Source organism: Rhodopirellula sp. P2 (assembly GCF_028768465.1).
Taxonomy (GTDB): Bacteria; Planctomycetota; Planctomycetia; order Pirellulales; family Pirellulaceae; genus Rhodopirellula.
Genome location: NZ_CP118225.1, coordinates 1,818,031 through 1,838,335, shown reverse-complemented (window position 1 = coordinate 1,838,335; position 20,305 = coordinate 1,818,031). Strand labels below are relative to the sequence as shown.

Genomic DNA, 20,305 nt, shown 5'->3' with positions numbered 1-20,305 from the left:
TCCACCAGCCGATTCCATTGGATGTCTACCAAACCAACAGACAAGTCAAACGGAGCGTGATCGCATGTGGAGAAGTCTCTTTTTAGCCGTCGGAATCATGATGGTGATCCTGGGAGTGGAAACCATGCTCATCGATTCCGCCACCGTCTACGCAGCTGCCGATTCCAGCGCCGCTGAGTTCATGGATCCGGGGGTCACCCCTGCCCAAACCACCAAAGTCTGGACGCCGACCGAACGTTTCCCTTGGGTGATGCTCGCCGTGGGCGCCGTGGTCATACTTTATGCCATCACCCTCCCCAAACGCTGGGGACGAAGCGGAGATTGAAAGCAATCTCTCCAACGACTGACGCACCAAAACGCCACGCATCCTCCCGATGACCGTGGCGTTTTTCATGCGCCAAATGCATTCACAGACGCAATCAGGCCCAAAAACGGACCAAAACTCGATCCTGATCAGTGAATCACCGCCAAAAGGGACGACCGAGCGGCGAAACACCGAACCAAGCCCCCGCGGCCAGGGCCAGGGTGGACTGTCAAAAGGTTGGTATTGACACGGAAAATGCGACGTTGATTTTTATTCTGTCCTACGCCCCAACGGGGCAGTTCTAAGATAGCCCCAGGCATCGCCTGGGGTTTCGTTACGGAGATTCCGACACCAGCCCCAACGGGGCGGCCCTAAGAAAGACTCCCCAAAACCCGCTAGGACCGCCCCCGTTGGGGCTTTGTAATCTTGGTCCCGCCACAACCCAGGGCGTTGCCCTGGGCTGGGATAGGGCTGCCCCGTTGGGGCGAAGTCGAGGAACGAAACTTGCGCAGTCCAAAGCGGTGTCAATACCAACCTTTTGACAGCCCAGGGCTAGGGCCACGGCGAGACCGAGACCGAGACCGAGACCGAGACCGAGACCGAGACCGAATTCTGAGTCCTGAGTCCTGAGTCCTGAGTCCTGAGTCCTGAGTCCTGAGTCCTGAGTCCCTGAGTCCCTGAGTCCTGAGTCCCTGAGTCCCTGAGTCCCTGAGCGACTGAGCGACTGAGCGACTGAAACAGAACGTTTCGGTGCGCGCATAAAAAAACCCCCCTGAGAAAACTCAGAGGGGTTTTTAAAAATCCGGCAAGACCTACTTTCACGCTGGTGGGCACTATCATCGGCTCTGAAAGCTTGACTGCTGTGTTCGGAATGGGAACAGGTATAACCTTTCAGATATGATCGCCGGAAAGACCTCACGACGAATGTTTCGCCGCCGTAAGGCCAGTTGTTTGGTAGTTGAACAAGTTAACTTCTTGAAGCCGATCCGATTGGACCGCATGAGTGCGGGATATCGGTGGCCAAACTTTCGCCCGTTAGTATTGGTTTGCTTAATGCATTACTGCACTTACACGTCCAACCTATCAACCTGGTAGTCTTCCAGGGGGCTTTCGACTAATGTCTACGAATCCTTATCTCTGGGCGGGCTTCACGCTTAGATGCTTTCAGCGTTTATCCTTTCCGAAGTTAGCTATCCAGCCATGCCGCTAGCGCGACAACTGGTACACCAGAGCTTCGTCCAACTAAATCCTCTCGTACTAAAGTTGAATCCCATCAAGATTCGAACGCCCACGGCAGATAGGGACCGACCTGTCTCACGACGGTCTGAACCCAGCTCACGTACCACTTTCATTGGCGAACAGCCAAACCCTTGGGAGCTTCTACACCCCCAGGATGTGATGAGCCGACATCGAGGTGCCAAACCGCATCGCCGCTGTGGACGCTCGGATGCGATAAGCCTGTTATCCCCGGAGTACCTTTTATCTGATGAGCGATAACCCTTCCATTCGGGATTACCGGATCACTAAGGCCAACTTTCGTTCCTGCTCGACTTATGAGTCTCGCAGTCAAGCACACTTATACCTTTACGCTCTACGCCTGATTGCCGACCAGGCTGAGTGTACCTTTGCACTCCTCCGTTACTCTTTGGGAGGAGACCGCCCCAGTCAAACTGCCCGACTGACACTGTCCTTTGCCCCGTTTCAGGGGATCAAAGTTAGAATTAAAATATGACCAGGCTGGTATTTCAACAACGACTCCCTCTACACTAGCGTGCAAAGTTCAAAGTCTCCCAGCTATCCTACACAAGACATATCTCAACCCAATAGCAGCCTACAGTAAAGGTTCACGGGGTCTTTCCGTCTAACCGCGGGTATGTGGCATCTTCACCACAACTACAATTTCACCGGGTCGGTGGTTGAGACAGTGCTCCAATCGTTACGCCTTTCATGCAGGTCGGAACTTACCCGACAAGGAACTTCGCTACCTTAGGACCCTCATAGTTAGGGCCGCCGTTTATTGGGGCTTCGGTCGCCAGCTTCGTCCCGAAGGACTAACCGTCTTCCTTAACCTACCAACACCGGGCAGGCGTCAGTCTCTATACATCCACTTGCGTGTTAGCAGAGACCTGTGTTTTTGATAAACAGTCGTTAGAGCCGATTTTCTGTGGCCTCCAACAGCGTGAACCGTCGGAGGCGCCCCTTATCGCGAACTTACGGGGCCATTTTGCAGAGTTCCTTAACCACCGTTCTCCCGAGCGCCTTAGAATTCTCATCTCGCCTACCTGTGTCAGTTTTAGTACGGTCACAGGGCACATAACTTAGCGGCTTTTCTTGGACGTCCTTCCAATGACTTCGAGAACTTGGATGCTCTCGAGCTCAACCTTGGCTTACGCCGGGTCATTTATCCCCCAACACCTCGGTTTTCGCTACGGACATTTCTATTCGTACCGCTCACTTTCTGGACGCCGTCCCCGCATCGAAGTACCCTTGTGGCGAAGGAATATTGACCTTCTATCCATCGTCTACGCCTTTCGGCCTCGACTAAGGTACCGGCTAACCCTGGGCGGATTTACCTTCCCCAGGAAACCTTAGGCTTTCGGCGAACAGGATTCTCACCTGTTTTATCGTTACTCATTCCGGCATAATCACCCGATGACCCCGACACCGCTCGTTACCGTACGGCTCGTATCTGATCATCGGCGCTCTCCTACCACTCTAGATAAATCTAGAATCCGCTGCTTCGGTGTACTACTTACTCCCGTTCATTATCGGCGCAGAAATGCTCGACTGGTAAGCTGTTACGCACTTTTTAAATGGTGGCTGCTTCTAAGCCAACATCCCAGCTGTCACGGCACTTCAACTTCCTTAGTGACTAAGTAGTACTTCGGGACCTTAGCAGGCGATCTGGGTTGTTTCCCTCTCGACCCTGGAGCTTATCCCCCAGGGACTGACTGCCGAGATAATTTCACCGGTATTCGGAGTTTGGTTCGGTGGGGTACCCTTGGAAGGGCCCCCATCCGATTCAGTATCTCTACCCCCGGTAAATAGTGGCTCGACGCTATCCCTCAAGATATTTCGGAGAGAACGAGCTATCTCCTGGTTTGATTACACTTTCAGTCCTCCCCACAGGTCATCCCCTCAGTTTTCAACCTAAGTGGGTTCGGTCCTCCACGCAGTTTAACCCGCGCTTCAACCTGCCCATGGGTAGATCACACAGGTTTCGCGTCTGCAGCAACCGACCAACGCCCTATTCAGACTCGGTTTCCCTTGGGCTTCGTTCCGTCAGAACTTAACCAAGCCGGTTACCACAACTCGCCGGATCATTATGCAAAAGGCACGCCGTCACACATTAAAATAGTGCTCCGACCGCTTGTAGGCACATGGTTTCAGGTTCACATTCCTCCCCTAGCAGGGGTTCTTCTCACCATTCACTCACGCTACTGGTTCGCTATCGGTCGTTAGAGAGTATTTAGCCTTACGGGATGGTCCCCGCGGATTCAGTCCAGGTTTCACGTGACTGGACCTACTCAGGTGCTTCTAAGGTGAGACAATATTTTCGCGTACGGGGCTGTCACCCTCTGTGGCCGACCGTTCCAAGTCGTTTCACTAACACGTCTCAATCCCATATTGAAGTCCTACAACCCCGAGAAGGAAACCTTCTCGGTTTGGGCTATTCCGATTTCGCTCGCCGCTACTGACGGAATCGATTTTTCTTTCTATTCCTCTGGTTACTTAGATGTTTCAGTTCACCAGGTTGTTACATACACACCTATGTATTCAGTGTGCTGTTGTCGGGAACCCCGGGATCATCGCTTGTGTGTCAACTTCCCCAGGCTTTTCGCAGACTTCCACGCCCTTCTCCTTCTAACGCCAAGACATCCCCCATGTGCCCTTAATAGATTGGCCACCGAAATCCCGAACTCAAAACGCAGACCTGAACCACACCCTCTTGCGAGAGCATCGAACTGGCACAACATCTTGGTTTCAAGCTTCAGTGCTATCTAGTTAACGATATCACACAGTGGCTCAGAACTTCTCAAAGAGAAGCAACTGAACCGCTCAAGAATCCAATCAGAATCAAATCACTGCCGTCAGTTCCTTGCGGAACTCTCTTGCAGCGACGCTTCCGAAGAACTTATTACCCTACTGACAAATGTTCCTGAACCCCGGAAAAAGGTTCACTCACATCCGTCGCATGGTGCTCTTTTCAGATGCCAACTACCAAACAACCAAATTTTCAAAAATCAATTTCCCGGATGCTCGCTAGGCGAGGACCCGAGAGACGCTGCCAAAAACAGCCGATCAATCTCTTGCGTTAAGCGTTAGAGATCAGTCGGTCACTCTTGAGCGAGCGAGGAAGTTAGCGACTTGCTAACTTCGAGTCAAGGGGAAGAAGCGATGATTTCTTAAAAAGTTTCAAAGCTGACTTCAACTTGTTTGCCGCGTTGCAGACCTTTGCTCAACCCTTTGAAAGAGTGTCGCAGAGACTTGCTCAGCGGCGGGACAGGAAAGATAGCGAGCCGGCGATTCTGGTCAACCCCGTCTTGTCTCATTTCTGAAGAAAACTTTGATTCTTCGTGAAGTGTTTCAGACGGTGGTGTCTCAGAAGCAAACCGGGACTTCTCATCCCTGCTTGTTTCCAGTCACCCGCAGTGAGCGGGTGTCTTTCAACTTTCGGCTTTCCTCACCCTCTGACTTGAGTCAGTTTGTGATTTCAACCAAGTGGAGGTAGACGGACTTGAACCGACGACATCCTGCTTGCAAAGCAGGCGCTCTCCCAACTGAGCTATACCCCCGTGGTTTTGAGTTCCGAGGAGGAAGGGTGACGTTCCGTTTCAGAACGGGAACCTCACCCTGCCACCTCGATCCTCGAGTGGGCGTGCCAGAACTCGAATCTGGGACCTCGTCGTTATCAGCGACGCGCTCTAACCAACTGAGCTACACGCCCGTCAGGCCCACAGGACCTGATGGTTTCCGCCTCGCTTTCGTGAGGCGGGTCGGAAGTTTAGGAAGTTTTGGTCGGTTGTCAAACGCACTTGGGCGATGTTTTTGACCAATTCCTTCATTTCCGCGAGTGTTTTTTTCGGCTTCATCCCCAGGAAGTCTTGAATCAACGTTCCCCCAGAAGGCCAAATTCAGCCAAAATGCTGGTTCGCGGTCCGTGAAGTTCGGATCCAACACTCCATTTCGATGTGCAAGTCAATCAGAAGGATTTGTTTAGCTGCCATGAGTAAACACAACCGTTTTCCCGCGTCCTGGTCGATTCGAGGCTTTGTCCTCGGGGGCGGTTCGCTCGTCCTTTCCAGTCTACTGGCGACAACAGCATCCGCAGCTCCTCCTTCCGCCGCCGCCGCATTGGGGCTGAAACCAGTCCAAGACGGTGTGGAATTCGAGCAAGTCGAATCCGGTGACGTCGAACAATGCGAAGTTCGCGATATCGAACGAGAGGATTGGTCAGGATGGGAGGTCATCGCCGGGGATGGCACGGTGCTGCGACGTTTCGCCGATACCAATGGCGACAAAAAGGTCGATCTGTGGTGCTATTTCCAGTTCGGTGTCGAGGTCTATCGCGATGTGGATGCGAATTTCAACGGCAAGGCGGACCAGTACCGCTGGATGGGAACCGGTGGGACTCGCTGGGGCATCGATGAAAACGAAGATGGCCAAATCGATCGCTGGAAGATGATCTCCGCGGAAGAAACCACCCGAGAGTTGGTGGAATCATTGGCCCATTCCGATGGCAATCGCTTCGTCACGCTGCTTGCCTCCCCCAAAGAACTGCAATCCGCCGGCCTGACCGGTGATCGCCTCGAAAGCCTGGTCAAAAAGGCTTCGCGAGCCGCTTCCAACTTCAAAAAGTTTGCCGCCACTCAACGTGCCATTGGGCCCCAATCCCAATGGATCCAGTTCGCCGCGGCGACTCCCGGGATCGTCCCCGCAGATGACATCGGTGTCAAAAAGGACGTGATGGCGTACGAAAATGCCGTCGCCATGTACGAGTCCAACGGCCAATCGGGCCAAATGCTGGTCGGAACCGTGATCCGCATCAACGACACTTGGAAACTGGTCGACCTGCCCGTCCTGGCCGAAACAGGCGAGCCAATCGCCCAGTCCAACGGCAATTTCTTTACCCCAGGCGGCATGGCCACCACAGGCACTGGCATCTCATCGGCCGGGAACTCCAAGACCCAAGAACTGGTCGGTGCACTCGAAGCGGTTGACTCGCAAATGGTCGGCGAAGCCGATCCCAAAGCACTCGCGACGCTGAACGAACGCCGTGCCGACATCGTTGAAAAACTGATCGCCGCCGCGGAAACTCCCGCCGAACGCGATACCTGGACCCGCCAATTGGTCGACACCGTCAGCGTGGCGACCCAGAGCGGGTCCTACCCAGGTGGCCTGAAACGACTGAAAACGCTGGCCGCTTCGTTCCGCGATTCCAAGGCCGCGCAGTCCGAAGCCATGCGGGCTTACACCGAGTATCAATTGATCGGGACGGAGTACATCGCTCGCCAAACCGGCGACGCTGACTTCGCGGAAAACCAAGTCTGGTGGCTGGAACAGCTGACCGAATTTGCCGATCAGTACCCCCAAGCACCGGAAACGGCAGCCGCCAAACTGCAATTGGCGCTCAGCAAAGAGTTTGAGGACAAAGAAGCCGAAGCCCTTCGATTCTACAAAGAGGTCGCCAAAGATTTCCGCGGCACCGAAGCCGCTGAACGCGCCGCTGGTGCGGTCCGTCGACTGGAATCCGAAGGCAAAGAAGTTGACCTCGAAGGCCGCACGGTTCAGGGCAAAGCCTTCCGTTTGAGTGCACTTCGCGGCCGTCCCGTCGTGCTCCACTACTGGGCGACTTGGTGCGAACCCTGCAAAAACGACATGAAGTTGCTGCGTGGACTGCAAGCTCGCTACCAACGTGCCGGCCTGCAAATCGTGGGAGTCAACATCGACAACCAACTCGAACAAGCGTCCGAATTCCTGAAAACGAACGCCTTGCCTTGGATCCACTTGCACGCAGACGGCGGCTTGGAAAGCAGCCCGCTGGCCAAACAATTTGGTGTGCAAACGCTGCCAACCACAATGCTGATCGATTCCAAAGGGCGCGTGGTGGATCACAACATCGGCGCCGCCGAACTGGATGACGCCATCGAGAAATTGCTGAAGTAGACTTCGCTGACACAGCCGAATTTCAATCGGTGAGCAACGTGGGTTGCTCACCGATTTTTTTTGCACAGGCAGGCTTGTTCACCCCAAGCCCTCCTCGTCTCAGGCCCCCAACGACGCTCAGATGCCGTCGCCGACCACCAAACCGGCTTCCGTGATCCGGTACGGGACGATCGATTCCTCGCAGAAACTGCCACGATGTTTCGCGACGCAAAGCGCCCGCCCCATCTTGTTTCCGTCACGAGTTTTGCCCATCAAGATGATCGTGTTGGCATTGGACAACACGTCGCCACTTTGAATCGGGCGAGCGATCAAGTCGTCCAACATCACCTCGTGAGAGGTTGCCAGCAGCAAGCTGCCCAGCTGTTGGTGGTCGTAGCCATGAGCCTCGATCGACTCCGCGTTTTCTCGAAAATGAACGCGAAACAGGTCTCTCGCCAGCCAATCGTGCTCCTTGCGGAGAATCTGATTCTGGATGTATTCGATCATCTCGAACTGGATGGATTCAGCCGCCCGATCGACCGGCTCCACCCCATCGATCACCACTCGCCGGACCCCATGGGCAAAGTTCCCGTAAAAGAACGCGATCGCGCGGTCCAGTTTCTTGGCTCGCTCGGACGACCAGCGACGCCAATCATCCGCGTCCATGTCCGAGGACGTCACCCGGCGGCCGGAATCGCGAAACAGATGCATGCTGTCACGGCGCATTTTTTCGCGGTTCCACACGTCCGCCAACGAGACCGGTTCGTCCGCTGCCTCAGACAACTGCCACTCCACCAACCGCTTGGCGTACTCGGAATGGTTTTGAGAATCACCACGAGAGGTCAGGTCAAACACGATGCCGCGTTCGCCTTCCTGGGCTTGCCCGTGTTTGGCGAACTGAATCCCAAGCTGCGTTTTACCGATTCCAGTTGCTCCCAACACGACCGTCATCGTCCCGGGCAACAGGCCTCCTCCCAGCATCTCGTCCAAAGCGGGAATACCTGTTTGCAATCTCTGACTCATGGTGCGTCCATACTCGCGGGGTTTTACGGATTCAAAAGCAGATGCTCGGCAGCGATTCGTCCGCTGTCCATGGCCCCTTGAATGCTGGGCGTTTGACAGTGATCGCCCGCGATCCACACCCCTGCCCTACCCTGCCCTGCCCCGCTGTCGTCTGCGGAAGGAGCTGCACCCGATGACATTTCGGGTAGAGACACATTGCCGTCTCCCAAGTTCGCCCGCCGCCAATCTTCCCACGCAGGTGACTTCACCACGGTGTCCAGCGACATTTTTGGCAGCGAATAGGGCACCCGAAAAACACGCAGCAGGCTCCACTGCATCGCCTCTTCCCCGAACCAATCCTTCAATTGCGATCTCACTCGAGAATCCAGAGCCTCGTCGTCCAGACCGTCCGCAGGCTCATGATCGCTGTCGACGCTGATCGAAACCAACGCCTTGCCAGGCGGCGCGTACGACGGCGCGACGTCACTCAACACAACGGCACTCTGAATCGGGCCCGACTCATCGCCCCGCAACATCAACAACCGATGAGCATCCGGTGATTGCTCGGCCGCGTAATACAAATTGGTCGTTCCGAACCAGGGCGTCGCGATGGACTTCATCCCCAACAACCTCGCCGCCGCACTCCCAGGAGTCGCGATCACCAGGTGCCGACACATCACCGCCGTTCCATCGGACAACACCACTCGGTGCCTGGCCTGAGCTGGCAACTCATTCCCGACCGCGGTCCGCTCCGATTCCGCAAGCGACTCAATGGATTTCACGGTCGTACGAAATTGCACCGATCCTCGCGGCAACGATTCTGCCAACTGCCGGGGAATCGCCGCCATTCCATCCGCGGGAACGGCAATCTCGCCACGGGCAAACATCCGGAAGACAAACTCCAACATCCGGCTGGACACCGAAAGCGACTCGTCCAAGAAGACTCCGCCCAAAAAAGGACGGAAGAACTGGTCGATGATTCGTTCGCTGAAACCTTCGGCTTGCAAGCGATCCATCGTCGACAACGCTGGTCGCTCGTACAAATCCTGCAAGGAACCACGCAAGCTGTCCCGCCGCAATTTCGCGATCCGCAGCTTGTCCGCCAAGGAACCCACCGGATTCATCGCCGACGGGATCGCTTGCCCCGGTCTTCGCCAGGGATCTCCCAAAACCCGAAACTGACCGTTTTGACGGATCAAGGCCCCGGGTTCGAAGGGACGCAGCCGCAGTGCGTCATAATCCAAAAAACGCCGGCAAGCGGGGTAGGCGGTCAGCAGAACTTGAAAGCCATGGTCCAGCGTGAACCCGTCGACCACATCACTGCGAACACGGCCACCCACCCGATCGGTCGCTTCCAAAATTCGAAATTCGCGGCCCGCCTCTGCCAACACGCGACCGCAAGTCAGCCCGGCCAATCCTCCACCGATGATCAACGTTTCCGTGAATGATCGGTCGGTGAATGATTCTGGATCACTCATATCAGGTGGTAACCCTTGGCTGTCAATTTTTGAGTCAACGCTCGTTTGGCCGCGTAGTCGCCGTGCACCAACCGAATCTCCTTGGGTGCATCGGCCATTCCATCGACCAACGCGATTAAATCTTGCTGATCGCCGTGAGCCGAGTACCCGGTCAGTTGATGCGTTTTGGCTCGCACGTCGTATCGTCGGCCATCCAATCGCACCCAATCGCTCCCGCGAGAGATGTAATTCCCCGGGGTGCCTCCCGCTTGATAGCCCGCAAACACGATGTCGGTCTCTTCTTGGCCAATGAACTCCTTGAGGTAGTTGACCACCCGCCCTCCCGTGCACATGCCGCTTCCGGCAATCACCACCGCGGGCAAATTGTGTTTGGCCAAGTACCGAACGGTTTCTTTGTGTTCGGTGTGGCTGCCGACCGTCGTTAGATTTTCAAACACCAGCGGTTGATCATCGGTTTCCAGTGTGACCTGAGCCTCTTCGCCCCAGTGCGATTTCATTTCCTTGTAAAGAGCGGTGAAGCGGGAAGCGAGTGGCGAATCAACAATCACATCGACTCGCTTCATCAGCGTTCGATGCTCCGTCTCTTGAATGCGTTCAAAGATGGCGTTGAGCTCATACAACAACGCTTGGGTACGCCCCAGCGAAAAGGCCGGCACGATGGTCACGCCCGAATCATCCAACGTTCGCCGAATGACCGCCTCCAATTCCGCTTGCCGATCGGCCTTGGGGGGATGCAACCGGTCCCCGTAAGTGCTTTCGAGCACCAACAGATCGGCCCGCTCCGGACTGACCGGCGGATTCAAAAGCGGGTTGGTTCCCGCCCCCACATCCCCACTGAAAACAGCCCGCCGACCGTCTGCCAATTCGATCTCGAACATCGTCGACCCCAGCACGTGACCGGCCGGCAACAACCGGACCTTCACCCCGCCAGGACAGTCATGCCACTGATGGTACGGGAGCGGCACCAACAGCTTTCGAATCTGATGCAGAAACTGCTTGATCAGCCGCTTCGAACGCGTGAATCCAATCTTCAACGCGTCTTCCATCACCAGCGGCAACAACTTCGCCGTCGGGACACTGCACAGAATCGGATGATTGAATCCCGCCGCCAACAAATAGGGAATCCGGCCCGCGTGATCGATGTGCACATGCGTCAGCAACAGTGCCTGGATTCCTCGCAGCGAAAACTCAATCTCAGGGCTGGGCCTCTTCCGAGCGTCTTCGCCTTGGAACAAGCCACAGTCAACCAACAAACTCTTGGAATCATCGATCCAAAGTTGGTGACAAGAACCAGTGACACCGTCGTGTGCACCGTGGTGAACCAATTTCATAAGCGACATCAGAAGCAAGACAAGGAGAAACAACGCGAGCGGTCCGTCAGATCACCGCAGCACTTTACCACGCGGGGAATGGGTCGAGGGCCCGCAGCGAGATCCCGCCCGATGACCAAACGTGTCACGCCACCGTCCGATGTCATGGGTGTCGCCGCTTCTCCCCCCCTTCGAAACACCTCAGGACACCTCCCATGGCCAAGTTTTACGTGCAATCAGGTACTTTTCGCAGTGTTGTCGCCGCTGACTCGGCTCGCAAAGCCGCTTTGTGGGCAGTCCACCAAGTCATGCAGCAAGTCTTGCCGACCGACGACGACAACGACTCGCTGCCCGCATCCGGGACCAACAACACCCCAGCCAACCAGTCGCCAGACTGCCAGTCCGCTAGCACAGCCCCCGACCAGCCCGCTGGATCCACACCGGTCGCAGTCCTGGACGGCCGAGTCCGTATCAGTGAACGCGGGTACGATCGCAACGACTGTGCCGAAATGCCAACCATGGAAGTCGTCGCGGAGTGGAACCAGATGGTGCTCACCCTCGATCGACTGCAACAAATGATGCGGCGTGCGTGATCTCCTCGAATCCCGCCGTGCGCGTTTTCGAAACAGATTTACGCAGCGGCGCAAGACTCGATCCGAGTCGGTTGCTAGCCTATTTCGAATCCCAGACGGCTTCGACGATTCCCTTGGGTTGGGACAGTCTCCACGAACGGAACTCCCCATCCCAAGACGGTCGTGGATCCGCCCCCTTTCCACGAACTCCTGATCGATGGAGATCCAGTTGTTAACCCAGCATCGACGAATCGCTCTCCTCACCGATGGTGCCTCGACGCCATTCTTGGCCAAGACCGCCATCAGCCTGTTGCGTTATCGCAGCCCTGACATCGTCGCGGTGATCGACCAAGAGCATGCGGGCAAAACCTCTGCGGAGCTGTTCGGTGCTGGCGAGGCCCCCATCGTCACTCAGTGGTCTCCCGAATTGGACTGCGACGCGATCTACATCGGCATCGCCCCTCCCGGAGGCAAACTCCCCCACGCCTGGCGTCCTCAACTGGAAGCCGCCATTCGCGCGGGCGTCGACGTGGTTTCAGGACTCCACGACTTCCTTTCCGAGGACAGCGAATGGTGCCAACTCGCCAAGCAGTCGGGTTCTCAAATCATCGATGTCCGCAAGAACCACTGGAAAGAAACGGCCACCGGCCAACCCTTTCGTGAAGAGTGTGTTCGCATCCATGCCGTCGGGCATGATTGCAGCATCGGCAAGATGGTCACGACGATCGAAATCGACCGAGGCCTTCAAGCCATCGGCAAGTCCTCTCGCTTCCTCGCGACCGGCCAAACCGGAATCATGATCTCCGGTCGCGGGGTTCCCGCGGACTGTGTCGTGTCCGACTTTGTCAACGGTGCCGTCGAATACCTGGTGCGTGACAACGACGACGCGGATTTCCTGATCGTGGAAGGGCAAGGCAGCATTTCCCACCCGGCCTATTCCGCGGTCACGCTGGGCTTGCTTCATGGCTGTGCCCCACAGGGACTGGTGTTCTGCTACGAAGCCGGTCGCACGGAAGTCAAAGGGTTCGATGGATGCGCCATCCCACCACTGGAACAACAGATGCGCGCGATTGAGCAACTCGCGAATTTGCGTGGACCGTCCAAGTTCATCGGTGTTTCCGTCAACACTCGCAACCTGTCGCCTGGCGAAGCCAAAAGCGAAGTCGAACGAGCCGAACATCGATTCGGCCTGCCAGCCTGCGACGTCTACCGCGACGGTGCTGACAAACTGGTTCGCGCTTCCCTGGAATTGCAAGCCGCATGCGTTCCCAGCGTCCTGCAGGAGACCGGCGCGTGACGCTGAACCTCCATGCAATCCGCTTGCCCCTGCGTGACCCGTTCACGATTTCACGAGGAACCATCACGTACCAAGACAGCCTGGTCGTCGCGTTGGAACACACTGGAATCACGGGCTACGGCGAAGTCACCGCCAACGATTACTACGGCCACACCATTTCCGCGATGAGCGATGCTCTGAAAAGCCTGAGCGAGGACGATCTCGCGATGTGCTGCCAGGACACGCCCGAGAACAATTGGCATCGTCTCTCAGAACGACTCGGCGGTGACATGTTCTCGCTGTCGGCGTTGGACATGGCCAGCCATGACTGGCACGCGAGAAATTCCGGGGCAACGCTTTGGCACCACTGGGGGCTGACGTGGAACCCCGACCTGCAGTCCAGCTTCACCATCGGCATCGATTCGATGGAAGAGATGCGGCGAAAGCTGGATGCCGACTCCGGTTGGGACCTCTACAAAATCAAACTGGGCACCGATCACGATTTGGAAATCATCCGCCAGCTTCGCCAGTGCACCGCCGCCACATTTCGCGTTGATGCGAACTGCGCCTGGTCGGCTCAACAGGCAATCGACTATTCCAAAGAACTCCGGCACTTGGGTGTTCAATTCATCGAACAACCCCTGCCCCGTTCCGCCGATCCCGCTGACAAACAACGGGTGTTCGAAGAATCCTCGCTTCCGATCATCGCCGATGAGGACTGCCAAACCGAAGCCGATCTGGAAACCTGCTTCGAATTCTTCCACGGAATCAACGTCAAACTTTGCAAGTGCGGCGGGCTGACCCCAGCTCGAAAGATGCTGACCGAAGCCAGACGCCGCGAAAAACTCACGATGGTGGGCTGCATGGTGGAATCGCCGATTGGCATCAGCGGAGCCGCCCAGCTCGCGCCGCTGCTCGATTTCGCCGATTTAGATGGGGCGAATCTGATCTCGGACAGCCCTGCCCGCGGCGTCGAAGTCACCCGCGGGCATCTCCAAATGCCTGTGGAACTGGGAACCGGTGCGGAATTGGTCTCCACCGCCCTGCCCCACTTCCTGATCCAGTGAACCACTCAGCAATCCTTTGCTTCCTGAGCGTCGTTTCACCAAGCCACTCCACACGATCATGAATCACAAACAGCTCTCCCGTCACTTCGTTTCCAGACGATTCCCCGCTTTCCAGAACTGGTTCGCAGGAATCGCATTGGCACTCATGGCTTCGACATCCCTGCCTGCCGACCAGCCCGCCGCGTCAAACACGGTCGACCATGACTATCGCCAACTGATCGAGCAACTATCGCAAACGATCCGTTCCGAGATGGAACAGAAGCAAATCCCCAGCTTCTCAATCGCGTTGGTGGCGGATGGAAAGGTTGTCTCGTCCGCTGGGTTCGGATTCCAAGATGCTGACAAAACCGTTCCCGCTTCCGGGAAAACGGTCTACCGAGTCGGCTCGATCTCCAAGTTGCTGACCGACGTCGCCTTGATGCAACTGGTCGAACAAGGCGAACTGGATTTGGATCAACCCGTTCAAAAGGTGCTGCCCGAATTCAAGATCGCCGATGCTGAGCACAGCGCGAAAATCACGCTACGGCAACTGACTCAGCACCGCGCCGGCATCGTTCGCGAATCACCGGTGGGCAACTACTTCGATCCCACCGAACCCACTCTGAAAGCAACCGTCGCCAGCCTGGCGGACACTCCGCCTGTTTACGCCCCCGGCACTCGCACCAAATATTCGAACGCGGGCGTATCGGTCATCGGATTGGCGGTTGAAGAGGCCGCTGGAGTGTCGCATCCGAAATACGTCCAACAACACGTGCTCGAACCACTGGGGATGACTCACACCAGCTTCGAAAAGAACGAAGCCTTGTCGGAACACACCGCCGCTGGCTGGATGTGGGGCTATGACCGTCCCGCGTTTGCCGCCCCCGAATTCCTGCTCGGCACCGGTCCGGCCGGGAACCTGTATTCCAGCGTCGAAGACCTGGCACAGTTCAGCTTGTTCGTGATGGGACAGCATCCCACGAAGATTCTCGAGGACGCTTCGCTCACCGAAATGCTCCAGCCCGGTGAGACCCCCGACGGAAAACCACTGCCCTACGGAATCGGTTTCCGCGTCAGCGACTTCCAAGGACATCGCCGCGTCGGCCATGGAGGAGCCGTGTATGGCTTCTCCACCCAGCTCGAGATTTTGCCAGACGAGAACATCGCCGTCATCGCCGCCAGTTCGCTGGACGGAACGAACAACTGGATCACGCGAATTTGTGATCAGGCACTCGAAGGCATGCTCGCCGTCCGAAACGATCAAGAAACCACGCCACTCATTTCGACCGTCCCGGTGCCCCGCTCGCGAGCCCGCAGTTTGGCTGGCGTCTACTCCTCCATGCCCGGCGATGCCTCTCGAACAGTGACCGTGGACTGGATCGGCGATCGCCTGCTGCTGTGGAAAGGAACATTCCAACGAGAAATCCGCAGCCGTTCGGACACGGGCGAACTGGTCCTGGACGATCGCTTTGGGTTTGGCCCCCGTATTCAACAAGACCAAACGTACCTGGTCATCGACGATGCGACCTACACGCGGCTCTCCAACGCTCCCCCACCAGAAATTCGCGACGAATGGCGTGATCTCGTCGGGGAGTACGGCTGGGACCACAACACGCTCTACATCCTCGAACGCCATGGACAACTGCACGCATTGATCGAGTGGTTCTATTACTACCCGCTCACCCAAGTGAGCCAGTATCGCTTCGCGTTCCCCGATCACGGGCTCTATCACGGCGAAGAATTGATCTTCAACCGCGATGGTTCAGGCGAAATCACAGAAGTCATTGCCGCCCAGGTCGCCTTTCAAAAACGCGAGGTGGGAACCAAAGCTGGCGAGACCTTCAAAATCAAGCGTGAACTTCCGGTCGAAAAACTGCGTGAGCTCGCCGATGCCGCGAAACCTCCTCATGAAGAAGGCAACTTCCGCCCGACGGATCTGACCGAACTGACTTCGATTGACCCCAGCATCGAACTGGACATTCGGTACGCGACGACCAACAACTTCATGGACACGGTCTTCTACCAGCAACCACGGGCGTTCGCTCAGCGCCCCGCCGCCGAAGCCGCCGCGAAGGTGCACCAGGAATTGGCGAAACAAAACCTGGGCCTGCTGATCCATGACGCGTATCGCCCCTGGCGAGTGACCAAGATGTTCTGGGATGCGACCCCCAGCGAAATGAAGGACTTTGTCGCCAACCCAGCGCAGGGCTCTCGCCACAATCGAGGCTGCGCGCTCGACCTAACCTTGTTCGACCGCTCCACTCGCGATCCCATCCCAATGGTTTCCGGGTACGACGAGTTCAGCAAACGTTCCTTCCCACTGTACCCCGGTGGCACCCAGAGACAGCGTTACTACCGCGGCCTGCTTCGACGAGCAATGGAGTCAGCCGGTTTTCAGGTTTACGAGTACGAATGGTGGCACTTCGATTTCGACGGCTGGCAACAGTACCGAATCGGCAATCTCCCCTTCGAAGAGATTCCCAACTGAAGGCCACACCACTCCATTGAGGTCGTGCCGTTGATCGAGGCCGCGTTTTAGCAAGTTTCAGCATTTGAGCACCTCTCCCGAAACGAAGTTTTGGGGGAGGCATTGCAACACAACATTTGAAAACTGCACGACCTCCATTGCGTCGACAACAACTCATCGGTGAAGGTCACGCCCGACGGCCCATGGCAGAATCAAAACTCTCGCCAGCGGCATCACCAAAGCGATCACCATCGCGACCGGTAAGAAAGTGGGTGTCCAGGTTCCCCACGATTCGCTCAAGACGATTTGCTGGGGCAACACCCCCATCAAAACAGCGGAAAGCAACACAACGGTGAGACACCACACCGCGACTGATTTTGCAATCCAAGCTTTGGGCGTTCCCGGTTGCCGAATGGCCTGCACGAACGCCACCACGACCGTGGCCAGCTTCGCCCACAGCAACCACGTGACCCAAGTTAGAATCTGCAAAACGCCAAGTCGAAACTCTTGCAGCATGACCTCCCACTCACTTTGGCTGACAAACCACGATCCCAATCGAAAGGCCCCCCAGAGAAAACCAACGCTGACCACAAAAGTGACCGCGGCGGTGACTCGGCGATCGGCCATCAACGCCAACCACAGCATGGCCACACCGCATCCAACCAAAACCATGGTTGAGAACAGAGCAATCGCGAGTGACACCCGAACTCCCATCGCAAAGGAACTCACACCGGTCCCCGACGCCATCGACTCGGACCATTGATTCCACACCGGCTGATTGGCCGGGATGGCAAAGGCCCCCAGCACGCCAAACGTGACCAACGATGCCAGCCACACCAACCGGATCGTTCGCCACACTTTGATCGCGGCCAGAACTTCTCGCGAAACCGGGCTGACCGCCAACAACAACGGCATCGCCCTGCCCTGCGACGCTCGTCGCATGCCGCTGACTTCTCCCCAACCGCCCGCTGTCGACAACGCGGTGTAAGTCAGCACGATCAAACCAGCGACCACCACGGAAGCAAAATTGAGTGGCAAACAGGCCAGCAACACGAGCGTCGGCACACCAATCCACGCGATGATGGACCAGCGCATTGCCCGTGACTGACGACCGTCAAACCACGCCAGCGCCGACGCTTGCCCACCTCTCCGAACCGACGCCCCCACACCGAGAATCCGTTCGCCGATTGATGATGCGAACTCACGAATCCTCGCCGTGATCGAACCGGCATCATCCAGTCCATACGAGTTGGCTCGGGCAAGCTCCAATGATCGATACGTGATCCAAAGAGTTCCTCCCCAAAGCAAGAGCATCAGCCATGGAAAATACGCGAGCAGCAACCATTTCGGATGATCCGGATCCAGTGCTAGGAACGGCCAACACATCACCATGTATCCGGTAGGAATCAGCACCAGCAAAGTGAGGACTCGATACCCGTTCCAAGAGAATGGCCGCCAACAGAACGCTAACACTGCCATGGATCCGGTGCCGAGCGAGATCCACAATGCCAGATAGATCCAACGCTCATGCTGGCTACGGTCCGCGATCGAAAGTTCAATCGCGATCGCAATCATCAACAACGAGATTGCGATCGCCGCATGTCGAGCCACCGCGGCGACCAGCAACAATCGGCTCGATGGGATCGGACTGCGCAGCAGAAACGCATCGAACCCGGACGCTTTCCGCTCCACATCCGGTCCCGACCAATCAATCGCGAAAATCGACCACAACAGCAGCGGGGCTTGCGTCACCGCCATGACTCCCGCGATGGCGTTGGAAGCCAACAAAACATCCGTCCCAAACAATCGGTGCATCCACGCGGCCAAAGCGACACCAATCAGTGACAGCACCCACAGCTTTTGCCACACACCGCCCCAGCGAGCCCAAAGCAATCTCGCCGCAGCAAGACAGTCCTTTTGCCAATCGTTCCGATGGTCGCTGACGAACCCGTCATTCGCGGGTGAACCAGTCACCGTCGATTGCTGAATGGTCGATTGCTGAATGGATGATGCGTTCATGACAACGACTCCATCGTGGCAGCCGCGCGACCTGGCGTTTGGCCTGAAGGATCCCCAGTCGTCGCTGACTGCCGCGGGGCTCGCACGTGAGCTTCGAACAATCGCTTCAGCGTCACATGACGACTTTCAATCCATTGCCAATCCGGCGGCAACGCGGCCGGCGACAAATCCGATTGCCGAGGCACCAACAGCGACCATTCACCGTCTTCCTGATGCCAGCCCAAACCTGCTTCCACCGGACAATCTCTCCGAGCGTGTTGTGTCGTGATCGTCTCGTCACGCGATCGCAAGATCCATTCTTCATAGCGTTCGTCGACCGCCATCATCGGCATGGATTCAATCAGTTTGCCCTGATGCATGATCGCGACCTGGTCACACACCCGGCTGACCTCGTCGAGCAAGTGGCTGCTGAAGATCACGGTCCGGCCTTCCAAGCTGACCGTTCGAATGATCGCTTGCAAAATGTCATCGCGAGCGAGCGGATCCAGCCCGCTGCCGGGTTCATCCAAAACCAACAAGTCCGGCTTGTGAGCGATTGCGGCAATCAACCCCGCTCGCGCTCGGCCGCCCTTGGAGAGCGAACGAAGTTTGGTGTCCGGTGACAACTCAAACCATTCACACAACTCCGCCGCGTACGCACGATCCCAGGTCGGATAGATCGCCTCGCAAAACTGGGTCAGATCACGAACTCGCATCCAAGTCGGCAAGCTGTCTTCTTCAGAAAGGTACCCCATTCGCCGCATCACTTTTTCGCGATCGGTGATCGGGTTGCATCCCAGCACGCGGACCCTGCCGACTCGCGGTTGATGCAACCCCAACAAGTGACGCAGCAAAGTGGTCTTGCCGGCGCCGTTCAGCCCCAACAACCCAAACACGGTTCCTTGCGGGATCTTCAGCGAAACATCGCTCAGTGCCTCCGTCCGGCCAAATCGTTGACTCAGGTTTTCAACCACCACGGCATCTTGCACCGACGACTCTTGAACATCGTTCATGACGTTTCTCCCCGTTTGCGTTGCAACTCTTCATCGCGACGGAGAATCCATTGCGACAATTCTTTGGCATCCACGCCCAGCCCTTGCGAGAGCACGAGCAATTGATCGATCGCGGGCTCGATCGCCTCCCGCTTCGCTTTCGCGGACATCGACGTCGGCGAGGACGAGACAAACGTGCCTCGGGTGCGACGTTTCTCGACCAAGCCCGCTTGTTCGAGTTCGCGATAAGCTCGCGCGATGGTGTTCGGATTGACGCGCAATCGCTCCGCCAACGTTCGGATGGCGGGCATCTCGTCTCCACCAGAAAGCTGGCCCGACAGAATTCGATGTCGAATCTGCTGGACCACCTGTTGATAGAGCGGCACGCCGTCGTCGGATAAATGAATCTGCATAACTGACCCCTTGTATTAACTCATTGATACAGGTGTCCCGACGGCGAGTCAACTGTTTTTCCTAGAATTTCAAATCGTGGCTCCAGGTCGAAGACCGGCACTCGCAACCAAACTCGTGCTCAGGTCGAAGACCGGTGCTCGTGCTCGTAATCGAAACCACGAGCAATCGAGCAATCGAGCAATCGAGCAATCGAGCAATCGAGCGAGAGCGCGAGAGCGCGAGAGCGCGAGAGCGCGAGAGCGCGAGAGCGAGCGCGAGCGAGCGCGAGCGCGAGGCAACGAACATTTTTTCAAATTGTTT

The 20,305-nt window shown here is 56.7% G+C and carries 12 protein-coding genes, 2 tRNA genes and 2 rRNA genes; 6 read left to right on the top strand and 10 right to left on the bottom strand.

Annotation, left to right across the window (positions count from 1 at the left end):
* The first annotated feature begins 64 nt into the window (after window positions 1-64).
* Window positions 65-325 (top strand): hypothetical protein, encoded by a 261-nt coding sequence (locus PSR62_RS06420; protein ID WP_274406983.1) that lies wholly within the window; start codon window positions 65-67, stop codon window positions 323-325.
* A 779-nt stretch (window positions 326-1,104) separates the two neighbouring features.
* On the opposite strand, the gene rrf is transcribed toward PSR62_RS06420, so the two are convergent.
* The 4 genes from rrf to PSR62_RS06400 form a co-directional block, all read right to left on the bottom strand.
* Window positions 1,105-1,213, bottom strand: a 5S ribosomal RNA gene (gene rrf / locus PSR62_RS06415).
* Window positions 1,214-1,320: 107 nt separating this feature from the next.
* Window positions 1,321-4,210 (bottom strand): 23S ribosomal RNA (locus PSR62_RS06410).
* An 817-nt stretch (window positions 4,211-5,027) separates the two neighbouring features.
* Window positions 5,028-5,100 (bottom strand) — tRNA-Ala (locus PSR62_RS06405).
* A gap of 78 nt (window positions 5,101-5,178) precedes the next feature.
* Window positions 5,179-5,252, bottom strand: a tRNA-Ile gene (locus tag PSR62_RS06400).
* Window positions 5,253-5,530: 278 nt separating this feature from the next.
* On the opposite strand from PSR62_RS06400, the gene PSR62_RS06395 reads away from it, so the two are divergent.
* Window positions 5,531-7,471, top strand: coding sequence for a redoxin domain-containing protein (locus tag PSR62_RS06395; RefSeq protein WP_274406982.1), 1,941 nt, complete (start codon window positions 5,531-5,533; stop codon window positions 7,469-7,471).
* 117 nt (window positions 7,472-7,588) lie between these two features.
* On the opposite strand, the gene PSR62_RS06390 is transcribed toward PSR62_RS06395, so the two are convergent.
* Genes PSR62_RS06390 through PSR62_RS06380 form a run of 3 tightly spaced genes read right to left on the bottom strand, consistent with a single transcriptional unit; the run spans window position 7,589 to window position 11,261 of the window.
* Window positions 7,589-8,473 (bottom strand): RAD55 family ATPase, encoded by an 885-nt coding sequence (locus PSR62_RS06390; RefSeq protein WP_274406981.1) that lies wholly within the window; start codon window positions 8,471-8,473, stop codon window positions 7,589-7,591.
* A gap of 23 nt (window positions 8,474-8,496) precedes the next feature.
* Window positions 8,497-9,930: an NAD(P)/FAD-dependent oxidoreductase gene (locus PSR62_RS06385; protein ID WP_274406980.1), complete on the bottom strand. Its 1,434-nt coding sequence runs from the start codon at window positions 9,928-9,930 to the stop codon at window positions 8,497-8,499.
* A complete protein-coding gene (locus tag PSR62_RS06380; protein WP_274406979.1) occupies window positions 9,927-11,261 on the bottom strand; it encodes an MBL fold metallo-hydrolase in 1,335 nt (444 codons plus the stop codon). The genes PSR62_RS06385 and PSR62_RS06380 overlap by 4 nt, the downstream gene beginning before the upstream one ends.
* Before the next feature lie 194 nt (window positions 11,262-11,455).
* Between PSR62_RS06380 and PSR62_RS06375 the strand changes: the two genes are divergently transcribed.
* From PSR62_RS06375 to PSR62_RS06360, 4 genes are all read left to right on the top strand, one after another.
* On the top strand, window positions 11,456-11,833 hold the full coding sequence (locus PSR62_RS06375; protein ID WP_274406978.1) for a hypothetical protein: 378 nt from the start codon (window positions 11,456-11,458) through the stop codon (window positions 11,831-11,833).
* A gap of 196 nt (window positions 11,834-12,029) precedes the next feature.
* Window positions 12,030-13,109 (top strand): DUF1611 domain-containing protein, encoded by a 1,080-nt coding sequence (locus PSR62_RS06370; RefSeq protein WP_274406977.1) that lies wholly within the window; start codon window positions 12,030-12,032, stop codon window positions 13,107-13,109.
* The gene (locus PSR62_RS06365; protein WP_274406976.1) at window positions 13,106-14,155 is read left to right on the top strand and encodes a dipeptide epimerase; all 1,050 of its coding nucleotides are present in this window, start codon (window positions 13,106-13,108) and stop codon (window positions 14,153-14,155) included. The genes PSR62_RS06370 and PSR62_RS06365 overlap by 4 nt, the downstream gene beginning before the upstream one ends.
* Window positions 14,156-14,213: 58 nt before the next feature.
* Window positions 14,214-16,622, top strand: a complete 2,409-nt coding sequence (locus tag PSR62_RS06360) for a serine hydrolase (protein WP_338020142.1) — start codon at window positions 14,214-14,216, stop codon at window positions 16,620-16,622.
* A gap of 153 nt (window positions 16,623-16,775) precedes the next feature.
* Here the strand turns inward: PSR62_RS06360 and PSR62_RS06355 are convergent, their stop codons facing one another.
* Genes PSR62_RS06355 through PSR62_RS06345 form a run of 3 tightly spaced genes read right to left on the bottom strand, consistent with a single transcriptional unit; the run spans window position 16,776 to window position 20,004 of the window.
* Window positions 16,776-18,620 (bottom strand): hypothetical protein, encoded by a 1,845-nt coding sequence (locus PSR62_RS06355; protein ID WP_274406974.1) that lies wholly within the window; start codon window positions 18,618-18,620, stop codon window positions 16,776-16,778.
* The gene (locus PSR62_RS06350; protein ID WP_274406973.1) at window positions 18,617-19,612 is read right to left on the bottom strand and encodes an ABC transporter ATP-binding protein; all 996 of its coding nucleotides are present in this window, start codon (window positions 19,610-19,612) and stop codon (window positions 18,617-18,619) included. The genes PSR62_RS06355 and PSR62_RS06350 overlap by 4 nt, the downstream gene beginning before the upstream one ends.
* The gene (locus tag PSR62_RS06345; RefSeq protein ID WP_274406972.1) at window positions 19,609-20,004 is read right to left on the bottom strand and encodes a GntR family transcriptional regulator; all 396 of its coding nucleotides are present in this window, start codon (window positions 20,002-20,004) and stop codon (window positions 19,609-19,611) included. The genes PSR62_RS06350 and PSR62_RS06345 overlap by 4 nt, the downstream gene beginning before the upstream one ends.
* Between the last annotated feature and the right edge of the window lie 301 nt (window positions 20,005-20,305).

Coding starts and splice junctions, on each gene's coding strand:
- PSR62_RS06420 (WP_274406983.1), top strand. CDS start 65: ATGTGGAGAAGTCTCTTTTTAGCCGTCGGAATCATGATGGTGATCCTG.
- PSR62_RS06395 (WP_274406982.1), top strand. CDS start 5,531: ATGAGTAAACACAACCGTTTTCCCGCGTCCTGGTCGATTCGAGGCTTT.
- PSR62_RS06390 (WP_274406981.1), bottom strand. CDS start 8,473: ATGAGTCAGAGATTGCAAACAGGTATTCCCGCTTTGGACGAGATGCTG.
- PSR62_RS06385 (WP_274406980.1), bottom strand. CDS start 9,930: ATGAGTGATCCAGAATCATTCACCGACCGATCATTCACGGAAACGTTG.
- PSR62_RS06380 (WP_274406979.1), bottom strand. CDS start 11,261: ATGAAATTGGTTCACCACGGTGCACACGACGGTGTCACTGGTTCTTGT.
- PSR62_RS06375 (WP_274406978.1), top strand. CDS start 11,456: ATGGCCAAGTTTTACGTGCAATCAGGTACTTTTCGCAGTGTTGTCGCC.
- PSR62_RS06370 (WP_274406977.1), top strand. CDS start 12,030: ATGGAGATCCAGTTGTTAACCCAGCATCGACGAATCGCTCTCCTCACC.
- PSR62_RS06360 (WP_338020142.1), top strand. CDS start 14,214: ATGAATCACAAACAGCTCTCCCGTCACTTCGTTTCCAGACGATTCCCC.
- PSR62_RS06355 (WP_274406974.1), bottom strand. CDS start 18,620: ATGAACGCATCATCCATTCAGCAATCGACCATTCAGCAATCGACGGTG.
- PSR62_RS06350 (WP_274406973.1), bottom strand. CDS start 19,612: ATGAACGATGTTCAAGAGTCGTCGGTGCAAGATGCCGTGGTGGTTGAA.
- PSR62_RS06345 (WP_274406972.1), bottom strand. CDS start 20,004: ATGCAGATTCATTTATCCGACGACGGCGTGCCGCTCTATCAACAGGTG.